The organism is Neisseria zalophi, from assembly GCF_008807015.1.
GTDB classification, from domain to species: domain Bacteria; phylum Pseudomonadota; class Gammaproteobacteria; order Burkholderiales; family Neisseriaceae; genus Neisseria; species Neisseria zalophi.
On record NZ_CP031700.1, the window covers coordinates 1,872,313 to 1,894,198 of the forward strand.

14 protein-coding genes are annotated in these 21,886 nt (G+C 43.8%); 3 read left to right on the forward strand and 11 right to left on the reverse strand.

Features of this window, described 5'->3' with window-relative positions:
* Nucleotide 1: 1 nt before the first annotated feature.
* The 6 genes from D0T92_RS08685 to hppD all read right to left on the reverse strand — a co-directional run bounded on the left by D0T92_RS08685 (nt 2) and on the right by hppD (nt 6,740).
* Nucleotides 2-700 (reverse strand): CoA transferase subunit A, encoded by a 699-nt coding sequence (locus D0T92_RS08685; protein WP_151052027.1) that lies wholly within the window; start codon nt 698-700, stop codon nt 2-4.
* A gap of 169 nt (nt 701-869) precedes the next feature.
* Complete coding sequence (gene nhaC / locus D0T92_RS08690) at nt 870-2,255, reverse strand: Na+/H+ antiporter NhaC (protein ID WP_151052029.1); 1,386 nt, start codon at nt 2,253-2,255, stop codon at nt 870-872.
* Between the two features lie 174 nt (nt 2,256-2,429).
* Complete coding sequence (locus D0T92_RS08695; RefSeq protein WP_151052031.1) at nt 2,430-3,431, reverse strand: fumarylacetoacetate hydrolase family protein; 1,002 nt, start codon at nt 3,429-3,431, stop codon at nt 2,430-2,432.
* Between the two features lie 118 nt (nt 3,432-3,549).
* A complete protein-coding gene (locus D0T92_RS08700; protein ID WP_151052033.1) occupies nt 3,550-4,095 on the reverse strand; it encodes a VOC family protein in 546 nt (181 codons plus the stop codon).
* Between the two features lie 52 nt (nt 4,096-4,147).
* Nucleotides 4,148-5,374 (reverse strand): MFS transporter, encoded by a 1,227-nt coding sequence (locus D0T92_RS08705; protein WP_263641681.1) that lies wholly within the window; start codon nt 5,372-5,374, stop codon nt 4,148-4,150.
* A gap of 286 nt (nt 5,375-5,660) precedes the next feature.
* Complete coding sequence (hppD, locus tag D0T92_RS08710) at nt 5,661-6,740, reverse strand: 4-hydroxyphenylpyruvate dioxygenase (protein ID WP_151052037.1); 1,080 nt, start codon at nt 6,738-6,740, stop codon at nt 5,661-5,663.
* 182 nt (nt 6,741-6,922) lie between these two features.
* Between hppD and D0T92_RS08715 the strand changes: the two genes are divergently transcribed.
* The 3 genes from D0T92_RS08715 to D0T92_RS08725 all read left to right on the forward strand — a co-directional run bounded on the left by D0T92_RS08715 (nt 6,923) and on the right by D0T92_RS08725 (nt 16,179).
* A complete protein-coding gene (locus tag D0T92_RS08715) occupies nt 6,923-7,828 on the forward strand; it encodes a LysR family transcriptional regulator (protein ID WP_151052039.1) in 906 nt (301 codons plus the stop codon).
* A 289-nt stretch (nt 7,829-8,117) separates the two neighbouring features.
* Entirely contained in the window at nt 8,118-11,795 is a 3,678-nt protein-coding gene (locus D0T92_RS08720) for a nitrate reductase subunit alpha (protein ID WP_151052042.1), read from the forward strand.
* A gap of 199 nt (nt 11,796-11,994) precedes the next feature.
* A complete protein-coding gene (locus D0T92_RS08725; protein ID WP_151052044.1) occupies nt 11,995-16,179 on the forward strand; it encodes an NACHT domain-containing protein in 4,185 nt (1,394 codons plus the stop codon).
* Nucleotides 16,180-16,283: 104 nt separating this feature from the next.
* Here the strand turns inward: D0T92_RS08725 and D0T92_RS08730 are convergent, their stop codons facing one another.
* The 5 genes from D0T92_RS08730 to argB form a co-directional block, all read right to left on the reverse strand.
* Nucleotides 16,284-16,805, reverse strand: a complete 522-nt coding sequence (locus tag D0T92_RS08730; protein WP_151052046.1) for a PqiC family protein — start codon at nt 16,803-16,805, stop codon at nt 16,284-16,286.
* Complete coding sequence (gene pqiB, locus D0T92_RS08735; protein ID WP_151052048.1) at nt 16,805-18,463, reverse strand: intermembrane transport protein PqiB; 1,659 nt, start codon at nt 18,461-18,463, stop codon at nt 16,805-16,807. Before pqiB ends, D0T92_RS08730 begins: the two co-directional genes overlap by 1 nt.
* Nucleotides 18,456-19,781: a paraquat-inducible protein A gene (locus D0T92_RS08740; protein ID WP_225315098.1), complete on the reverse strand. Its 1,326-nt coding sequence runs from the start codon at nt 19,779-19,781 to the stop codon at nt 18,456-18,458. The genes pqiB and D0T92_RS08740 overlap by 8 nt, the downstream gene beginning before the upstream one ends.
* A gap of 261 nt (nt 19,782-20,042) precedes the next feature.
* Nucleotides 20,043-20,723 carry an SIR2 family NAD-dependent protein deacylase gene (locus D0T92_RS08745; RefSeq protein WP_151052052.1) on the reverse strand — a complete coding sequence of 227 codons (681 nt, stop codon included), beginning with the start codon at nt 20,721-20,723 and terminating at the stop codon, nt 20,043-20,045.
* A gap of 123 nt (nt 20,724-20,846) precedes the next feature.
* A complete protein-coding gene (argB, locus tag D0T92_RS08750; protein ID WP_151052054.1) occupies nt 20,847-21,734 on the reverse strand; it encodes an acetylglutamate kinase in 888 nt (295 codons plus the stop codon).
* Nucleotides 21,735-21,886 lie beyond the last annotated feature (152 nt).

Genomic DNA, 21,886 nt, shown 5'->3' on the forward strand with positions numbered 1-21,886 from the left:
ATTATGCCTCCCTCACGGTGCGTTGTTCGATGCGTTTTTCAGGATTTGCGTTCACGATAATGCGGTGAACGTAGATGCCGGGCAGGTGGATATGGTCGGGGTCAAGCTCACCGGTTTCTACCAATTCTTCTACTTCCACCACCGTGATTTTACCGGCGGTAGCCACATCGGGGTTAAAGTTGCGCGCGGTTTTGCGGAAGATGAGATTGCCCGCTTTGTCGGCTTTCCATGCTTTCACCAGCGACACATCGGCTACCAATGCTTTTTCCAACAGATATTCTTCGCCATCAAATATGCGGGTTTCTTTGCCTTCGGCTACTTGCGTACCCACCCCTGTTTTAGTAAAAAAGGCGGGAATACCGGCACCGCCGGCGCGCAATTTCTCGGCCAATGTGCCTTGCGGCGTTAATTCCACTTCCAACTCGCCGGATAAAAATTGGCGTTCGAATTCTTTGTTTTCACCCACATAGGAAGCAATCATTTTTTTAACTTGGCGGGTAGCCAATAACAGGCCTAGCCCGAAATCGTCCACACCCGCATTATTGCTGATACAAGTCAGATCTTTCACGCCACTGTCACGCAATGCGGCAATCAGCGCTTCAGGGATACCGCAGAGGCCGAAACCGCCCACCGCAATGGTTTGGCCGTCTGAAACAATGCCTTTCAAGGCTGAGACGGCATCGGGATAATGTTTGTCCATATTTTCTCCTTTGCTTAAAGCATACATAATTCGTACATAACAGGCCGTCTGAAAACTATTCAGACAGTCTTATCTATTTTATTTTCCATCGGAATCGGCACGGTTTTTTTATCAGGCCGTCTGAAACTGCTATCGGTTGCAGTTTCATACCGACTATTGCCTATGCTCTTTATTTATCCTCCGCCTGACTGAGCGTCACACCGGTAAACCCGAATATCAGGGTGAGAATCAGACACAAATAACAGAAAAAAGCATAAGGCAGGTAAGACAATACCGGCACATCCAATACGCTGCTGATAAACACCCCGCACACACTCCACGGCACCAACGGATTCATGACCGTACCCGCATCTTCAATGGTGCGGGCGATATTGCGCGGGTGCAGCCCCAAACGCTCATAAACCGGTTTAAAGGTATTACCGGACAATAACAAGCTCAAATATTGTTCGCCGATTAAAACGTTTACGCTTAAAGAAGTGGCGGCGACGGTAAAGGTTGCCCGTCCGGCACTGGTTAACAAATGGGCAATACCCGACATCAGCGCCGGTAAAATACCCAGCGCATTCAATAAACCGCCCAAGCTGAGTGCTAGAATCACAATGGTTTGGGTAAAGAACATGCTGTTTACACCACCACGCGAAACCAGTTTGGCCACTTCGCCGATTTCAAGATCTTCGGCAGGTTTATAGCCGCTGAAAAAATAGCCGCCCAACTGATCAATACTGATAGAACTGTGGAAATAGGTAATGATGAGAGAAACGATAATGGTAATAATGATGGCATAAATGGCATTGATTTTTCTCAACACCAGCAGCAATAAAACGGCAAACGGCAATAAAGCATAGCCGTGAATCAGGCTGGTTGCCTCAAGGTTGGCACGGTATTCCTGAATACCCGTAATATCAGTCTGTGCCGTATTGCCAGACAACATCCAGAAAAAAACTGCTGTTAAAATCCATGCCGGCAGCGTGGTGTACATCATATTGCGGATGTGTTCAAACAGATCAATGCCGACAATAGAGGCAGCGATACTGGTAGTATCCGAGAGCGGCGACATTTTATCGCCGAAAAACGCCCCCGACACCACCGCACCGGCAACAATGGCCGGATTGGCATCAAAAGCTTCACCCATACCGAGAAAGGCAACGCCCAAGGTCGCACAGGTGGTCAAACTACTGCCGATAGACACGCCGACAATGGAAGTCAGCACAAAAGCCGAGAAATAAAACAATTTTGGAGAAATCAAATCAAAACCGTAATACATCAGAGTCGGAATCGAACCAGACATCATCATCGCCGACACCAGCAAGCCGATAAAGAAAAATAGATAAATCGCACCGATGCCCGACATCACCCCCGAAGCCATGCCCTCTTGCATATCTTGAAAGCTAATACCTTTAAATTTGCCGAAAGCCAACAGCCCGCACACCACCAAAATCACAGACAAATGCGGTATCCATTCAAAACCAATCATGGTTATGCCCATTACGGCCACAATCAGCAATGCCGCTATAACGGCCTCACGGGGACGAATCGTCAATAAAGGCTCGCGCATGATATTTCTCCTACTATTATTTTTCTAGCTGTTTATTCGATTTCATATTATTTCACAATCCATATTTCCTAATAAACGGGCAGAATATGACAAAATGCTATCTCAAAACAAATATAAAAACCGACAAGCCGTCTGAATACACTAATCGGTTTTCAGACGGCCTATGCACTGATATTAATACTGGGTGTTTACCCGATTGATAATGGTACCGAAAATATTATTGCCGGCATCATCCAGCATTTCAATGGCAACAACATCACCATGTTGCATAAACGATGTTTGCGGTTGGCTTTTTTCAATGGTTTCATACATGCGCAACTCAGCCAAACAGCAATAGCCGACACCGCCATTGTCAACAGATGAACCATAAAGGTTGTCTTGTTTATTAGAAACGGTACCCGAGCCGACAATCGTACCGGCAACGGCATTACGGGTTTTCACCACATGAGAAAGCAGTCGGCCGAAATCGAAAGTCATGTCTTGGCCGGCATTTGGGAAACCAAACGGCTTATTATTCAAGGTAACGCGCAACGGCAGATGGACTTTATTGTCTTTCCAAGCATCGCCCAACTCATCCGGTGTTACCGCTACCGGACTGAACGCACTGGCCGGTTTACTTTGGAAGAAACCGAAGCCTTTAGCCAATTCGGCTGGAATCAAACCACGTAGAGAAACGTCATTTACCAACATCACCAAACGAATTTCTTTTGCCGCTTCTTCAGGGGTAGCTCCTTGTTTCAAGTCACCGCTGATCACAACCACTTCAGCTTCAAAATCAATACCCCATTCAGGCTTGGCCAGCACTTCGTCACGCGGGCCGATAAAGCTGTCCGAGCCGCCCTGATACATCAGCGGATCATCATAGAAAGACTCGGGCACTTCAGAATTACGCGCTTTACGCACCAATTCCACATGGTTCAAATAAGCCGAACCGTCTGCCCACTGATAAGCACGCGGCAGCGGTGAATGGCAGGCTTCCGGATTGAAAGCTTCGCCTTTTGACGTATCGGCATTTAATTCATCATAAACTTTTTGCAATTGCGGTTTGGCCTTTTCCCAATCATCCAAAGCCGCTTGAAGCGTAGTAATTTCCGGCAATGTATAACGGCTCAAATCGCGGCTGACAACAACCAAACGCCCGTCGCGACCGCCTTGTTTTAAAGTAGCTAGTTTCATTTATTTTCCTTTCAATTCCATTTTTAATTTCATTATTGATTGCGGCTTAGCCGCTATATTCAAAATCGGTTTCAAACGGCATAACACCGTTTGAAACATTATTTATATCCAATATCCATCATACTTCAGGCGGTTCCGTACCATCATGAATCCAACGGGCATGTTGCGGTGCACGTTTGGTTTCCGCCCACTCATTAATCATATCCCATTTCACTTTATCCAAAGCACGGTTCATTTTGGGCGTACTGATATCGCAAGCCAATTCGATACGGTGGCCGCTGGGATCAAAGAAATAAATAGATTGGAACAGCGTATGGTTCACCGGGCCCAATACATCTATACCACCGGCTTCCAATCTTTCTTTGGTCGCCAGCAGGGTATCCATATCAGCTACTTTCAAAGCCAAATGCTGAGTCCATAACGGCGTATTGGGATCACGCCCCATTTCCGGCTGAGTCGGCAATTCGAAAAAAGCCAAAATATTACCGCCGCCCACATCTAAAAAGATATGCATATACGGATCAGGTTCACCGGTAGAAGGAACTTTATTTTCGGCAATCGCCAACACGAAATCCATATCCAAGTGTTTTTTATACCATTCAACGGTTTCTTTGGCGTCTTTACAGCGATATGCCACGTGATGTATGCCTTGGGTAATACTCATCACACTTCTCCTTTTGTGATAACAATAAAAATTGTAATTGTTTATAGGAAAATCAGGAGGTATGTTTGATACCTAAATATTTCTGTAATAAGAAAACAAGTACAATAAAAACGGAAGGAACAGCAACGATATAGAATAATTGGTGAGGTTCCAAATTCTCATTCTGCATCAACCATCCGCCCAATACCGGACCGATAATCGAACCGATACGTCCTGCGGCCAAACTCCAACCTACACCTGTGGTTCTGAATTCGGTAGGATAAAAATCGGCCGCCATCGCATTAATTGCAGGTTGTCCGCCGATAACAGTAAAGCCGATAATAAAGACAACGATAAAAAACAACCAGATCATATTGACCGTACCGCCCAGTAAAGCAATACCGGCGGCCGCAACCAAATAACAGGGCACCAAAATTCTGTGGAAGCCGACTCTATCAATCCAGAGACCCATTAAAATCGTACCGACCGTACCACCCAATTGCAGCGTTGCACCCAGCAACACGGCTGACTCCAAAGACATACCGGTCAACTTGGCCAAAGTCGGCAGCCAGCTTGATAAGAAATACAACGCAATCATGTTTAATAGGCTAATAGTCCAGATACTGAATGTGAAGCGGTGGCGGCCATGCTCAAACAAAGCCTTAACCGGCATACTGCCTTGAGGTTTGACTGCCTCGAAACGCTGCGGCAACTCCTCACCGGGATAGAAAGCAGCCAATGAACTATGAATTTTAGGGCTTTCCGGACGATGCAACACCATATATTGGAGTGACTCCGGAATATATTTCAGCATAAAAATCACCAAAATAGCCGGGAAAATACCGCCTATCAAAAATACTGATTGCCAACCAAAATGGGGAATCAGGAAAGCAGCAAGAAAACCACCCAACATAGCGCCGACCGTAAATCCGCAGGAGATAAACATCATCACCGAAACCCGTTGTTTCTGCGGTGTAATCTCACCGCATAATGCCATGGCATTCGGCATAATGGCACCAAGCCCCAAACCTGTGATAAAACGCAAGATAATCAATTGCTCAATGTTTTGCACAAAGGCCGTGATAATCATACAAATCGCAAAGAATAAAGTCGACCACAACAACACCGGGCGACGCCCTAGTTTATCCGATAGATAACTGAACACCAGCGAACCGATAAACAAACCAAACAATCCGGCACCGAATACAGTACCCAATTGAGCTTTTTCAATTTGCCATTCTTGTAAAATCGCAGGCGCAGCATAACTGATAGATTGCACATCAAAGCCATCTAATATCATCAAGATACCGCATATAATCAAGACAATATATTGGCGTTTTCCAAGGGGATACTTATTAATTACATCAGATATATGAGGAAGAGCGGACATATTATTTCTCCTTTTTATCTCAATATTTAATTTTGATTTTGGTTTTATTTATTATGTAATCAAAATATCTGACAGTTTATTGTGGCTATAAGTTTAAAAATCAGGGATATTGAAAATAACCGACCGTCAACATCCTGCTTTATCCAAAAGTCTTTCAAACCATAGCCACAAACTGTCTTTTATCATACTAAGAAAATCAAACTGCTAACGCACCACGACGGATTTGATCGCGTTCGAGTGACTCAAACAAGGCTTTAAAGTTACCTTCGCCGAAGCCTTCGCGATAATCTCCTTTACGCTGGATAAACTCGAAAAATACCGGACCCAGCAAGGTTTCTGAAAAAATCTGCAACAACAACCGCGGCTCGTCACCTTCAGTTGTACCGTCTAGCAGAATACCGCGCGCCTGCAATTCAGACACCGGCTCACCGTGTCCGGGTAGGCGTTCGTCCAGCATTTCATAATAAGCATCCACCGGTGCACTCATCAACGGAATACCCGACGCACGCAAGCGGTCGATGGTATCCGGCAGATTATCACTGAGCAACGCAATGTGCTGAATGCCTTCACCGCCAAACTGCATCAGATATTCTTCAATCTGACCGCCGCCTTGTTTGGCTTCTTCATTTAACGGAATACGGATTAAGCCGTCCGGCGCGGTCATGGCGCGGCTGGTGAGGCCGGTATATTCGCCTTTAATGTCGAAATAACGGATTTCTTTGAAATTAAATAATTTTTCGTAGAAGCCCGCCCAAAAGTCCATGCGGCCTCGATAAACATTGTGAGTGAGGTGATCGACGATTTTCAAACCGTGTCCGACAGGGTTGCGGTCAACATCGGGAAGAAATTCAAAATCGATATCATAAATAGAACGACCTTCTTCAAAACGGTCGATAAGATAAAGCGGTGCACCGCCGATGCCTTTGATGGCAGGCAAACGTAATTCCATCACCGAAGTCGGAATTTCAATCGGCTGCGCACCCAATTCCAAAGCCCGCTTATAAGCAAGATGTGCGTCACGCACACGGAAAGCCATACCGCATGCCGACGGGCCGTGCTCGGCAGCAAAATACGCCGCATGGCTTTTCGGTTCGCGATTAACAATAAAGTTAATACCGCCCTGACGATACAGCAAAACATCTTTCGAACGGTGTTTAGCCACCAATGTAAAGCCCATTTTTTCAAACAAAGGCTCTAAAACATCCGCTTTGGGCGAAGCGAATTCAACAAATTCAAACCCACACAAACCCATGGGATTTTCAAACAAATCGGCCATTATATTTCTCCTTATGGCAAAATTAGTTATATCAAGTATATATTCGACAAGATAAATTTTTTATTATGCTTTCCAGCATTAAGCGAATTATTCTATACGAAACCAGTATATCTAATTAATCATAAAGCGGCTATTATTTATTAGGCAATCAGTTTTTTACAATCTATTTATTAGAAAATTTTATGAATATAACCTTGCGTCAATTAAAAGCATTTATCGCCGTTGCCGAATACGGCAGCTTCACCCGTGCGGCAGAATCCTTATATCTCAGTCAATCCGCACTCAGCGGCCTGATTAAAGAATTGGAAAAAAATTGGGAAGTTATCCTCTTCGACCGTACCACCCGCAAACTGCATCTTTCCAGCTATGGCAACAAACTGCTGCCGCAAGTTCGCCGTATTCTCAACGAAGTAGAAGCCTTAGATATCGAATTGCAAAACCTGAAAAACTTTCACAAAGGACAGGTTCATCTGGCTGTTTCCCAACAACTGGCCGCCTCCGCCCTACCCGCCGTGCTGGCCGGATTTCAAGAGCAATATCCCGATATCCAAGCCAACCTTATCGACTGCAACGTCGAACAGGTATTACAGCGCGTTAAAGACGGTGAAGTCGATTTCGGCTTAGGCCCCGAACGCACCCACGGCAGCGATATCGAATCCGACTTCCTATTCTGCCTACCCTTTTTTCTGGTGGTCAGACCTGAACACCGATTGGCTAAGAAAAACATTATCAATTGGAAAGACTTAACCGACGAAGCTCTGATTACCCTCAGCAGCCCCTTTACCGACAGACTGGCCGCCAACCTGCCCCCACAAGCCGCCAACTATGTTAATCAGCCCAGATATCGGGTTAATTTTCTTTCTACCGCATTGGGCATGACTAAGGCAGGTTTAGGCATTACCATGTGTTTGCCTTATGCCGCCGATTGGGTGCGGCAACACGGCCTGGTGATGCGGCCGTTAGGACGTCCGCAGGTGAAACGCAGCTTTTATCTCTATCGGCTAAAACACCGTGCCGCTTCTCCGGCAGCACAAACATTCAGCCAATTCCTACACACTTATATTGAAAAAGCCTTGATTAACTTTTAAATAAACTAACTAAAACGTTTCGGCTCAAACAACTTCAGGCCGTCTGAAAAAATATTCAGACGGCCTGCTTAAACTCATCCTACTATGACTCCCCACCTCATACTTCTAAAGAACTAGTCTGATAATTAAAAAGCGGTTTTCCCATCCGCCTTTTGCTGTTGTCTTCAAGCCCTTTCGGTGCATATTTTCTACGCAACAACTGCTTTATATTTCAAAGTGTCAAAAAATATTTTCAGACGGCCTCAAGCCGTCGGGCAAATAAGCAATAATAAAGCATAAGGAACCAGTCATGAGCCATTTCTTAGACCGCCTGAAGTTTCTCAGCAAAACCCACGAACCCTTTGCCAACGGGCATGGCGTGGTTACCCTAGAAGACCGCAAATGGGAAAACGCCTACCGCAGCCGTTGGCAGCACGATAAAATTGTGCGTTCTACCCACGGAGTGAACTGTACCGGCTCGTGCAGTTGGAAAGTTTATGTCAAAAACGGCCTGATTACTTGGGAAACCCAACAAACCGACTACCCGCGCACCCGCCCCGACCTGCCCAACCACGAACCCCGCGGCTGCCCGCGCGGTGCGTCATACAGTTGGTATGTTTATTCCGCCCAACGCGTCAAATACCCGATGATGCGCGGCGTATTGGCCGAAATGTGGCGCGAAGCACGCAAAACCCTGTCTCCGATTGAGGCATGGGCTTCTATTGTCGAAGACAAAAACCGCGCCCAAGCCTACAAAACCCAGCGCGGCTTAGGCGGATTTGTGCGCTCGAATTGGGACGAAGCCAATGAAATCATCGCCGCCGCCAATGCCTACACCATTAAAAACTACGGCCCCGACCGCGTTATCGGCTTTTCACCGATTCCCGCCATGTCTATGGTCAGCTATGCGGCGGGTACGCGCTATCTTTCCCTGCTCGGCGGCGTATGCCTGTCGTTTTACGACTGGTATTGCGACTTGCCGCCTGCCAGCCCGCAGGTTTGGGGCGAACAAACCGACGTAGCCGAATCGGCCGACTGGTATAACGCCAACTATCTGCTGGTGTGGGGTTCCAACGTACCGCAGACACGTACGCCCGACGCCCACTTCTACACCGAAGTGCGCTACAAAGGCACCAAAACCGTTGCCGTTTCTTCCGACTACGGCGAAATGGCCAAATTCGGCGATATCTGGCTGGCACCCAAACAAGGCACTGATGCCGCCTTGGCTATGGCGATGGGGCATGTGATTCTGAAAGAGTTCCACCTCGACAACCCTTCCCCTTATTTTACCGACTATGTGCGCCGCCTAACCGATATGCCGATGCTGGTGCGCCTGAATGCCGAAGGCAGCGGCTATGCACCGCAATACTTCCTACGCGCATCCGAGCTTGGCGGATTCGACGCAGAACAAAACGCCGATTGGAAAACATTGGTTTGGGACGAACTTTCAGACGGCCTATGCCTGCCCAACGGCTCTATCGGTTTCCGCTGGGACGGTAGCCAAAAATGGAATTTGGAAACCCATGCCCAAGAAAAAGACATTCAAGCCGCTTTATCCTTAAAAGAGCGTGCCGATGAAATTGTCGATGTCGGCTTTACCTACTTCGGCGGCGAGCACGACGATATCCTCTACCGCAAAGTGCCCGCCAAACGCATTCCCCTATCTAACGGCGAAACCGCTTTGGTCGCTACCGTATTCGACCTGATGGTTGCCAACTACGGCATCGACAACGGCTTGGGCGGCGACAATATCGCCAAAGACTATTTCGATGACCAGCCCTATACCCCCGCATGGCAGGAAAAACACACCGGCGTCAAACCCGAATTAGTGATTCGGGTTGCCCGCGAGTTTGCCCAAAACGCCCACGACACCGAAGGCCGCAGCATGGTGATTGTCGGTGCCGGCTTAAACCACTGGTATCATATGGATATGGCCTACCGCGGCATTATTAATATGTTGATGATGTGCGGCTGTATCGGCAAATCCGGCGGCGGTTGGTGCCATTATGTCGGCCAAGAAAAACTGCGTCCGCAATCCGGTTGGATTCCGCTGGCTTTCGCCACCGACTGGCACCGCCCACCCCGCCAAATGAACGGTACATCCTTTTTCTATGCCCACACCAGCCAATGGCGGCATGAAAAAGTACATGCCGATGAAATCCTTGCCGCCAATGCCGACGGCAGCATGGGCGGATTATCCATGATCGACTACAACGCCAAAGCCGAACGCATGGGCTGGCTGCCCAGCGCACCGCAGTTAAGTGCCAACCCGTTGGATATTGCCGATCAGGCTGCCGCCGCCGGCAGTGATGCCGGTGCCTATATTGCAGGCCGTCTGAAAGATGGTTCGCTGGATATGGCCTGCAATGATCCCGACAACCCGCAAAACTTCCCGCGCAACCTGTTTGTATGGCGCTCCAACCTGCTCGGTTCGTCTGCCAAAGGCCACGAGTATTTCCTGAAATACCTGTTGGGCACGCAAAACGCCGTATTAAACGACGAAAATGAAGACGAATGCATCAAGCCGTCTGAAATCAATGTGCGCCCTGCCGCCGAAGGCAAGCTCGACTTACTCACCGTGCTCGATTTCCGCATGTCCACCACCTGCCTGTATGGCGATATCGTTTTACCGACCGCGACATGGTATGAAAAAGACGACTTAAACACATCGGATATGCACCCGTTTATCCACCCCCTCAGCGAAGCCGTGCAACCCTTATGGCAAAGCAAAAGCGACTGGGAAATCTATAAAGGCTTTGCCAAAAAATTCAGCGAAATCGCCAAAGGCTACCTCGGCGTACGCAAAGATATCGTGTTAACCCCATTAATGCACGACAGCCCGCAAGAGCTCGGCCAACCGTTCGACCCCAAAGACTGGAAACACGGCGAATGCGACCCCGTACCCGGCAAAACCATGCCTGCCGTTAGCGTAGTCGAACGCGATTACGGCGCGGTTTACGACAAATTCACCTCAGTCGGCCCCCTACTTGAAAAAGTCAACAACAACGGCAAAGGCTTGGCATGGAAAACCGAGCCCGAAGTAGAATTTTTACGCAAACTCAACGGTGTACGCAGCGAAGGCGCAGGCAAAGGCCAGCCGAGAATCGACAGCGCCATTGATGCCGCCGAAATGATTCTGACTTTGGCACCCGAAACCAACGGCCACGTTGCCCTTAAAGCTTGGCAATCACTCAGCAAGGTTACCGGCCGCGACCATTCGCACCTGATTCAATCGAGCGAACACACCCAAATCCGCTTCCGCGATATCGTCGCCCAACCGCGCAAAATCGTTACCTCACCGATTTGGTCAGGCGTGGAAAGCGAAGAAGTGTGTTACAACGCCGGCTATACCAACGTGCACGAACTGATTCCGTGGCGCACCCTCACCGGTCGCCAACAGTTCTACCAAGACCATAAATGGATGCGCGATTTCGGCGAACACCTATGCGTATACAAGCCCGCCGTCGATTTCAAAACCACCCGCAAACTTTTGGGCAAACACCCCAACGGCAACAAAGAAATCACCCTGAATTTCTTAACACCGCACCAAAAATGGGGCATCCACAGCACCTATTCCGAAAACCTGCGCATGCTCACCCTCTCACGCGGCGGCCCGCATGTGTGGCTTTCCGAAGCCGATGCCAAACGGGCGGGCATTGTCGATAACGACTGGGTAGAAGTATTCAACGCCAACGGCACTATTGCCTGCCGCGCCGTGGTCAGCCAACGCATACCCGAAACCATGATCCTGATGTATCACGCACAGGAAAAAATCGTCCACACCCCTGCGGGCGAAGTTTCGAAAAAACGCGGCGGTATCCACAATTCCGTTACCCGCGCCATTCTGAAGCCCACCCACATGATTGGCGGCTACGCCCAACTGGCCTACGGCTTCAACTACTACGGCACCGTCGGCTCCAACCGCGACGAATGGGTGATTGTGCGTAAAATGAATAAAGTGGACTGGATGGACACTCCGGTGAAGTAAACACCACTTTTAAAACCCCTGCCTGATATTGCTTCGGGCAGGGGTTTTCTTTATTGCAGGCCAATATAAAAGGCCGTCTGAAAAACCTAATATAAACAATCCGACAAAAGTTTACGATAAGTATTTTATTGGATAATTTGATAAAATTATAAACAAAATCGAAACTATTCAATATTAGTTAAGTAAGCTTGGAGATTATATGCCAATTAATTGGGGAGAAATCAAACCATTTCAAAATTCACAAAATAATGCTTTTGAGGAATTAGTATGCCAGTTAGCTCGAGAGGAGTTTGGTCAATCAGGACATTTCACTCGAATTGCCGCTCCGGACGGTGGTGTAGAAGCAATATGTGAGCTAGAAGATGGTAATTTATATGGTTGGCAAGCTAAATACTTTATAAATTCTTTCACCAGTAGCCAATGGCGCCAAATCCAAGACTCATTTGAAGAAGCATTAGAAAATTATCCTAATTTAATTAGATACTATATCTGTGTGCCAATTGATAGAAATAATGCTTCTGTTCAAGGAAGAAAATCTTTTTTAACCAAGTGGCATGAGCATATACAACAATGGCAACAAATTGCTGAATCTAGGGGAAGAAGCATTGAGTTTATTTTTTGGGGCAACTCAGAATTAACAGATCTTCTTTCTAAACCGCAAAACGCAGGTAAACGTTATTTTTGGTTCCAAGAGCAAGAACTATCAGATCAATGGTTTGAGCAATATAACAATCAAGCCATTGCAAATTTAGGAGCCCGATATACGCCTGAAATCAATATTGATTTACCCATTGCCCTTAAATTTGAAGCTTTGGCAAGAAGCCAATCTTTTAAAAAACAATATACTCATCGCTTCCACCAATTATTAATTGATATCCAAAAACATTTTTCTTCATTTCAAGCTTTAGCTAAAGAAATACAAGATGAAGATAAACTTTTATCTATATTGGGAGAAGTGATTGAAAGCTGTAAACAATCATTAAACTTAACCAAATATACAGATGAAATTATTCCCATAGATTTATTATTAGCAAAAATTAAATCAGCTATTAAACAAATCAATTTAAATATTAAATATGATAACGATGATAAAAGCCAAGAGGATATAAACTCATTTCTAAAAGATATTAGAACTAACTTCTTTTACTTAAAAAATATATTAGAATCTGATGAAATTCAATTATTTAATGGGGAAGTTTTATGGTTAAGAGGTGAAGCAGGAGTTGGAAAATCTCATTTAATGGGTGATATGATTTCCCAACGTATGCAAGATAGTCAATATTCTATTTTACTATTAGGACAAGACTTTACCGAAAATTCGAATATATGGAATCAAATCCTATCCAAGCAATTGAATTTACCAAATTTAAGCCCTAAAGATTTTCTAACTGCTCTTGACAGTATTGCTCAGGCACAAAAAGAGCGCTTCATTCTTGCTATTGATGCATTAAATGAAGGCGCAGGAAAAAATTTATGGCCAAATCAATTAAACGGTTTTATTCAATTAATCCAAGAGTATCCTAGAATTGGATTGGTGCTGAGCGTTCGTAGTACCTATGAAAAAATTATAAATAAAAATTTAAGCAAATCTATCCAAAAAGTGCTATGCATTATTGATCATGAAGGCTTTGCTGGCCATGAGTTTGATGCAATTCCGGTATTTTTCGAATATTACGGTTTAAACCAACCCACTATTCCTTTACTAAATTCGGAGTTTAGCAATCCACTATATCTCAAATTATTTTGTGAAAGCCTAAATAAACAAGGTTACACCTCTGTACCCAAAGGATATCAAGGAATTACCCAAATCATTGATAGCTATATCAATGGAATAGAGAAAAAAATTGCTTATCGGCTTGAGGAAGATGAAAGCTTACAGCTAGTAAAAAGAGCCATTAATATCATTATCGAATTAGATTTATCAGGGGCTGACCTAAACTATCTATCGGTAAAAAAAGAGATTGCAAAAACGCTACAAGATTATATTGCAGAGGCAGATGCTAAAAAATTTATAGACTACTTAATTCAAGAAGGCGTATTGAATAAAAATATCCCATATTCGCACGAACAAGAATATATCTATTTTACTTATGAAAGAATTGGGGAGTATCAAAAAGCATTATATTTTCTACAAAAAATTAATAGCCTAAATGACTTAATACAATGGTTTCAAACAACAAAAGGGCAAGAAATTCTTAACCAATTTAATTTATATAAAGGGTTATGGGAAGCATTTAGTGTTTTATTACCCGAACGGTTAAATATCGAATTATTTGAAGTAATTTCATTTGAAAATAATAATTATGAATTATTAAATATAATAATTCATAATTTATTATGGAGAATTCCCAAACATATTGATTTACAAAAAATAAATAAATTTCTTAACGATAATCATCAATATTTTGATCCATATCTATGGCCATATTCATGGATAGAAATGCTTTATCAATTAGCAGCAGAACCTAACCATCCATTAAATAGCATGTATTTACATGAGAATCTATTTAATTTATCAATGGCAGATAGAGATGCACAATGGACTACATGCATTTCTCATGAGTTTGATAATAACTCTCCAATCAGTAGATTATTAAACTGGTGCAAAAATTATAGCCATCAACCCAATTTAACTGAAGAGAGCTTATTATTAATTGCCATAGCGATAAGTTGGTTACTAACTTCCACTAACATCAAGCAAAGAAATCAGGCCATACAAGCATTAGCAGATTTATTATGGAATAGATTAAATATTGCTTATCAACTATTGCAAAAGTTTGAGGCAGTAAACGATCCTTATGTATTAGAAGGCATTTTGTCTGCTACCTATGGAGCTATTTTATATTCTGATAATTTAAATAGCCTGAAAAAATTAGCAGATGAGGTTTATACCCAGATTTTTAATATTTCAAAAAACCAAGAAGTTTTGCCGAATGTACTCATTAGGGATTATGCACGACATATTATTGATTATTCACTATCCAAAAACCAAAATAGTTACTCTTCAGAAGAAAAATACTCTATTCAAGAACATATTACGCCTCCTTACAATAGTTCTTTCCCAACAACACTTCCCAGTACAGAAGAAATTGATAACAAATATTCTTCTGATGAAGAACAAAGAATTATTCGTTCAATGACTACTGAATACGGAAGAGGGGTAAATAGATACGGTGATTTTGGGCGTTATACATTTGAGCATAGTTTTTCTCTCTGGAGGGGAAATCCCTCTATCCATACTGATTTATTAAGTAATTATGCCTGCCACTTAATTTTTGAAGATTTTGGTTATGATTGCACTAAACATGCTAATTTTGACAAATCTCTCAGAAATATCACCGGAGAGCAAAATAAAATAAAAAGAATTGGTAAAAAATACCAATGGCTAGCCCTTTATGAAACTTTAGCAAGAGTAATGGATAACTTTCAAATATATGATGATAAAGGTAATGAATTGCGCTGGGTCACAGATTTAAACCAATTTTATCTACCTAAAGCCAATATTCAACCGATACCTATTTTACAAAAACAATTTGATGAACAAACCCAGCAAGTTCCTTTACAGGATATAAAAGGATATTATGGAGAAGAAATACCAGATTGGTGGGATGGCGAAGCACAAGATTGGGTTATAAATAGTGAAGCCTTACCCAATATCCCGGCCATAATAGAAACCCAAATTGATGATGAGGATTGGGTGTTTTTAGAAAAATATGATTATCTTAATCATCCGGAAAAATTTGCAGAATATGATACTCAGCGTAAAACTCTATGGTTTCAAATTAGAAGTTATCTCATTCCAAAACGAGATCTAAATCGTGCCAAAAAATGGTTAGAAACACAAAATTTTATGGGGCGTTGGATGCCAGAAGGAAAAAAATACGATAATAATAACTTACAAGAATTTTTCAAAATCAGTCCTCCCCAATCAGTAGATAAAATTAATTGGCAAACAATTAATCACAATCGTGATATAAATGTTTTACCCACAGTGGATCAACATTACCAAAGATCTACATATGAAAATAATGGATACACCATTTATGCACCATGTTATTTTCTTTATCAAAGTATGAATATGAATTTAAGTAATAAACAAGGGTATTTTGTTGACCAGCAAAATGATTTGGTTTGCTTTAACCCGTTGATTTCTAATAAACCTAAAGCCATGCTTTTGATAAAAAAAGCGCCTTTTATAAAATTTTTAAAAGAAAATGATTTAGCTGTATTTTGGACTTGTTTGGGAGAAAAATTAATTCATAAATCAGAATGGGATTTCCATAATAAAAGGTTAGATTTTTCAGGTTTATATTATTTTGACAGAAGTCAAAGGGAATCTATCAAAGGCCAAATTAAAACAGAATCTTTTGAGCCTAAAAAATAGGAATTAATTTAAGTGAATTAAATATATTTAAATAATTTTCTGAATATTTATGGCCGTCTGAAACATTATCTTTCAGACGGCCTTTTCAATACTCATTACTTGGCTTAATAAAGCATGGCATCTGCCGCTTTATCCAAACCTTGGTTTAATGACTCCACCATCGCGGTATAACCATCGCCGTTTTGCACCGTTTCCACATGGAACGGGCGGCTCTGCCCGTCCGGCCATAAAGCATAGCCGCTCACTAAAGTTTTACCAGCAAAACTCCCTTGAAAAGCCTCTATATAAACTTTCATCACCTGCATACTGCTGCTGCGGCTTGCCGGTATGAAAGTATAACGGCTGTTCAAACGGTTGAGTTTATTACTCAAACCCGAAGCCAAGGCATCATCCAACGAACCCGCCCATAAATGATTACGGGCAAAATTCACATGATAGGTATCGGTTTGATACACCAAACCACCATTATTTAAAGGTTCGGCCAAAAAGACTTTTACAGCAATTTCACTACGGCCGTTGCCCGGATGTTGGTACTGGCTGTCCGGCAAGGTGAAATATTGCGTGGGGGCGGTTGTGCTGCATGCACTTAATGCGGCCAATGCACCGACTAACAACAATTTACGCATCAACGGCTTCCTTTCGGTATCGGGTCTTTAACATTACTGTTGAAAATTAATGAATTGGGTTTCTCTTTTAATTGGTTTAAAACAGGTTGTGCATCTTTCAGCGTTTTATCAATGCTGTTCAACGTGTTTTGTACATCACCATATAAAGGCGATTGCGGCGAAACCCCTTTCAAGGTTTGGCGCAGTTCGCTCAATGTTTGACTTAATTCTTGAGGAACATTTTGCGTTTGCGGCTTATTGATTAAAGCATTTGCTGATTTTAAGGTTGCTTTTAGCTCGCCCAACGAACTGTTCAACTCCCCAACGGTTTTTTCCAGCGGTAATTTATTGAATTTCTCAAGCAAATTGCCTAATTGTGCCTGCAATTGATCCAAGCCGCTATTACGGGTGGCAATCACAACATTACCATTATATCGGGCAAACGGTTTGAGCTTACTGCCTGAAGCAGGCGTATCGTCCAGCTCAATCATTTTACTACCCGTAATCAAGTTATTGCTTGCAATGGCTGCTGTCAGCCCTTTATTTAAGGCCATCTGAAAATGGCTCTGCCAATATTCTTTGCTTTGCGCGTCGGCATTTATCTCTATGCGCTCCGGCTCAATACGGATACGCACCGGAATCCAACCGTTTTCAAATAATTTCAGGCTATCTCCATCGGCAAAATAAGGAACGTCTGCTACTGCACCGATATTGATGCCTTTATATTCCACCGGCGCCCCTGGTGCCAAACCACGTACACTTTGCTTAAAGAAAGCCGTGTAATACAACGAACGTTCAGTCGGTAGATTTTCAATATCGGTGCGGCTGTTATATAGCTCGAATGTATCACCGTTTACAGCCGGATCACCTTTATTACCATTTATTGGCGATGAAAACACAATCGCACCGGAAAGCAATGCCGGAATCGGTGCCGATTTAATATTTACACCGCTGCCGGTGGTTTCGATATTGATACCATTTTGTAACCAGAATTGGCTGTTTTGTCCGACCAATTTATCATTAGGGCTTTCGATAAAAATGGTATAGCTTACTGTTTCATCTTTTGGCGTAAATTCAGCACTTTCTACTACGCCGACACTAAAATCTTCATATAAAACCGGACTACCCACCCCCAGCATCTTGTCATTCATACCAATCAGCTTGAGACGCAAACCATTTTGGCCGATAGCCGTCATCGGTGGGATATCCAATACCTTAAACTCATATTTTGTTTCTTCGCTTTTACCCGGCGTAAAAGCAATATAAGAGCCGGAAACCAATGTATTCAAACCTGATATACCGCTTTCATCAATACGCGGTTTGACTACCCAGAACTGCGTATCTTCACGCATCATATCTTTGGCATCAGCCGTGAGCCTAACGGTTACCTCTACTCCATCACGATCTTCCCGTAAACGGATACGCCTCACCCGTCCGACTTCAACACTCAATACTTTCACTACGGTATTATTCACTTCAATACCATCAGCACTGTCCATCAAAAGGGTAACTTCCGGGCCGGTATTGCGGATTTCTTTCATCAACAGCCAACCTCCGGCAATCAGTGCAATCAAAGGCACCAGCCAGATAATGGAGTTAAAAGCATTGGTTTTCTTTACCACAGCAGGAACAGGTTTGTATTCCAACTGTTTATTAGGTTGTTTATTATCGTTAGTCATATGTATATTGTGTATCAGACACGTTTTCAGACGGCCTGTCGGTTATTGTTTTAGAATAGCGGGACTTATCCCATAATAATCGCGGATCAAAGAAATAGGCGGAAAGCATAGTCAGTATCACAACCAAACAAAAATAAACCGCCGCTTGTCCGGGCACGACCCTTGCCATATATGAATGGAAAGAACTCATTAAAATAATGATGACAAATATATCAATCATCGACCATTTACCGACCGAATCGGTAAAATGATAAATCTTCAACATAGTTTTACTGTTGGCAGGCAAACCATAATGTGCACTGAGGTTTAATACAATCAATAAAACAATTTTTGCTCCCGGCACGAGAATACTGGCACTAAAAATAATAGCGGCAATCAGCTTATCGCCCTCTTCCCACATATAAACAATGCCGTTAAAAATGGTATTGGCCTGCACAACCGTCGGATTGGAAGAAATCATAATCGGCAGCAGATTGGCCGGGATATACAATAACACCGCAGCCACTAAAAACGCCGTCGACATACTCAAGCTTTTGGGGCGACGGTGGTATAAATCTGCACCGCACACGCCGCAAGTTGCTTCTGTTTTTTCTCTAAAATATAAACAACGACTACAACAAACACGCTCTTCCGAGGGTGCTTCAATCGCATTGCGGCCTAAAATCTGATTAATTTTATAATAAACCCAATGCTCCGAAATGGATACCGAAGTCCGAATCAACATCAACGCCAGCGCCAACATCAGATAAAAAGCTGCGCCAAGCGACACTTCCGCCACCGATGACAGCTTGATATAAGCAACCAAAGTCGAAATAAAAAAAACATCAACCATAATAAAATGGCGCAACCGCACCAATGTACGCGTTGCATAACTCAACCCCGGGAATACTTTATCAAACAACAAAGCCAAATAAACATACAGGCAAAACAATAGAAAAACCAACGGCGAACCAAAGGTCAATACAAACATCACCTCGGCCAAAAAACCGAAATCCGACACAATCAACTGTTTCATCATCGATGGCAACGACAATATAGATGTAATGCCCGCTAAGGTAACAGTTACAAAGGTCATGCTATACACAAACACCATCAAAATCAGTGATGCCGTTGCATAAGCCAACGGGGCAATATAGGGATTTTTTCCGACGTCGACAATTTCATGGCCGCAACGGGGGCAATGCGCTTCCTGCCCGCGCTTTAAACGCGGTAACGATATGCGCTGCCCGCATTCCGGGCAATCCACCGTATGTGCAGGTAAATCGGCATTTAAGCTGGGCGGGTAAGCCCGCCATCGGTAATGATTGATAAATTTCACTTTTTTCAGACGGCCTCACAAACAAGCCAAAGATAAAACACGCCCAACAGTCGCATAAATAGCATAAAAAAACAAGTTTTTTCACAAAATTGCAACGCTTGACTATCAACGGAATAAATTCAAGCAAACGCCTATTTGAAACAAAGACAGGCAGAAAAATCAAAAGTTTCCCTGCATACACCGAGCAAACAGCCATATCAATATTGGCTGGCAACAGGCATTATTTATCCTTCTAAAATATTCAAGCCTATAACAAAACTACTACGCACGCCGAATCAATTCTTCCACCAAAGTCGGCACGCCATCTTTCGCTTTTTTTGGTACCACTTCCACCATACGTCCGGCTTGGCGGGGATTGGGATCAACCAAATAACATTCCGCCTGCGGCGGTGCAAACTCCAAGAGCGAAGCTGCCGGATAAACCTGTAACGACGTACCAACCACCATCACAACATCCGCATCCCGCACCTGCTCGACTGCGTGCGGGAAAGCCGGCACCTCTTCGCCGAACCAGACAATATGAGGGCGGAGCGGATGGCCTTTGCCATCTGTATCCGAACGCTTCAAATCACCCGTCCATACCAATATTTCATTTTCATCAACACAACTGCGCACCTTATTTAATTCGCCATGCAAATGCAGCACATGACTGCTGCCGGCACGCTCATGCAAATCATCAACATTTTGCGTAATAATCTGTACGTGATAATAGCTTTCCAAACGAACCAATGCCTCATGAGCGGCATTCGGCATAGCTTGATTGGCCTGCTGGCGCCGCATATTGTAAAAATCCAGTACCAAATCAGGATTACGGGCAAATGCTTCGGGGGTACACACATCGGTGACTTTATAACCCTCCCACAAACCACCTGCATCACGAAATGTTTTTAATCCGCTATCGGCACTGATGCCGGCACCACTGAGTACCACACACTTCTTCATTGATAACCTCATCTTCCAAATAATCTCTTATTTCTTTTTATTAAGGCCGTCTGAAATCTTTTTCAGACGGCCTTAATCATGCCATATTTTTTAAACAGGATATGTTAATGTTTGTCTGACCAATCAACCCTCGTTACCAAGAATCATCGAGCCGATACCCGAATCGGTAAAGATTTCCAATAGCAACGCATTCGGTACCCGGCCGTCAATAATATGTGTCGCTCTAACGCCATTCACCGCAGCCTCCACAGCCGAACTGATTTTCGGCAACATACCGCCGTATAGCGTGCCGTCGGCCACCAACTCGTCAATACGTTTCGGTGTCAGGTTGGTCAACAGATTGCCTTCTTTATCCATTACACCGGTAATATTGGTCATCATCAGCAATTTTTCGGCATTCAACTCTTCCGCCAACCTGCCCGCCACCACATCGGCATTAATATTGAATGCCTCACCGTTGCGGCCCACACCGATAGGCGCCACCACCGGAATACAATCGTAACCGATAATGCCTTTAATCAGAGAGCAATCAATACTTTCCACCACCCCCACTTGGCCGATATCCACACCGTTTCGCTCGGGCGTGTTGATAAACAGTTTTTTGGCTTTGATAAAATGACCGTCTTTACCGGTTACCCCCACCGCTTTACCACCGTGCAGATTGAGCAACGACACAATTTCTTTATTCACATGGCCGCCCAACACCATCTCGACAATATCCATGGTTTCTTCGTCGGTCACACGCATTCCCTGCACGAATGTGCCCTCTTTGCCGACCTTATTGAGCATTTCATTAATCTGCGGCCCGCCGCCGTGCACAATCACCGGATTGATACCGACCAGCTTCAGCAACACGACATCTTTGGCAAACCCTTCTTTTAAAAAAGGATCGGTCATGGCATTGCCGCCATATTTAATCACAATGGTTTTACCCGAAAACCGGCGGATATACGGTAAAGCCTCGGATAAAATACCGGCTTTTTCAGCCGGTGAAATATGTTTGTTGCTCATCTCATTTCCCTTGAAATTATTCGCATGTTTCAGACGGCCTATGTTAAATCATCAACATAGCAAAAACAACCTACAAGCAGCCTTCTCTTTTAACTTCATAACCCGCAATCAACACATACAAAAAATGCTGTTTATTTACATATTCTTTACAG

Excerpts from the sequence above, each read along its gene's own strand:
- D0T92_RS08685 (WP_151052027.1), bottom strand. The coding sequence starts at position 700 with ATGGACAAACATTATCCCGATGCCGTCTCAGCCTTGAAAGGCATTGTT.
- nhaC (WP_151052029.1), bottom strand. The coding sequence starts at position 2,255 with ATGCGCGAGCCTTTATTGACGATTCGTCCCCGTGAGGCCGTTATAGCG.
- D0T92_RS08695 (WP_151052031.1), bottom strand. The coding sequence starts at position 3,431 with ATGAAACTAGCTACTTTAAAACAAGGCGGTCGCGACGGGCGTTTGGTT.
- D0T92_RS08700 (WP_151052033.1), bottom strand. The coding sequence starts at position 4,095 with ATGAGTATTACCCAAGGCATACATCACGTGGCATATCGCTGTAAAGAC.
- D0T92_RS08705 (WP_263641681.1), bottom strand. The coding sequence starts at position 5,374 with ATGATATTAGATGGCTTTGATGTGCAATCTATCAGTTATGCTGCGCCT.
- hppD (WP_151052037.1), bottom strand. The coding sequence starts at position 6,740 with ATGGCCGATTTGTTTGAAAATCCCATGGGTTTGTGTGGGTTTGAATTT.
- D0T92_RS08715 (WP_151052039.1), top strand. The coding sequence starts at position 6,923 with ATGAATATAACCTTGCGTCAATTAAAAGCATTTATCGCCGTTGCCGAA.
- D0T92_RS08720 (WP_151052042.1), top strand. The coding sequence starts at position 8,118 with ATGAGCCATTTCTTAGACCGCCTGAAGTTTCTCAGCAAAACCCACGAA.
- D0T92_RS08725 (WP_151052044.1), top strand. The coding sequence starts at position 11,995 with ATGCCAATTAATTGGGGAGAAATCAAACCATTTCAAAATTCACAAAAT.
- D0T92_RS08730 (WP_151052046.1), bottom strand. The coding sequence starts at position 16,805 with ATGCGTAAATTGTTGTTAGTCGGTGCATTGGCCGCATTAAGTGCATGC.
- pqiB (WP_151052048.1), bottom strand. The coding sequence starts at position 18,463 with ATGACTAACGATAATAAACAACCTAATAAACAGTTGGAATACAAACCT.
- D0T92_RS08745 (WP_151052052.1), bottom strand. The coding sequence starts at position 20,723 with ATGAAGAAGTGTGTGGTACTCAGTGGTGCCGGCATCAGTGCCGATAGC.
- argB (WP_151052054.1), bottom strand. The coding sequence starts at position 21,734 with ATGAGCAACAAACATATTTCACCGGCTGAAAAAGCCGGTATTTTATCC.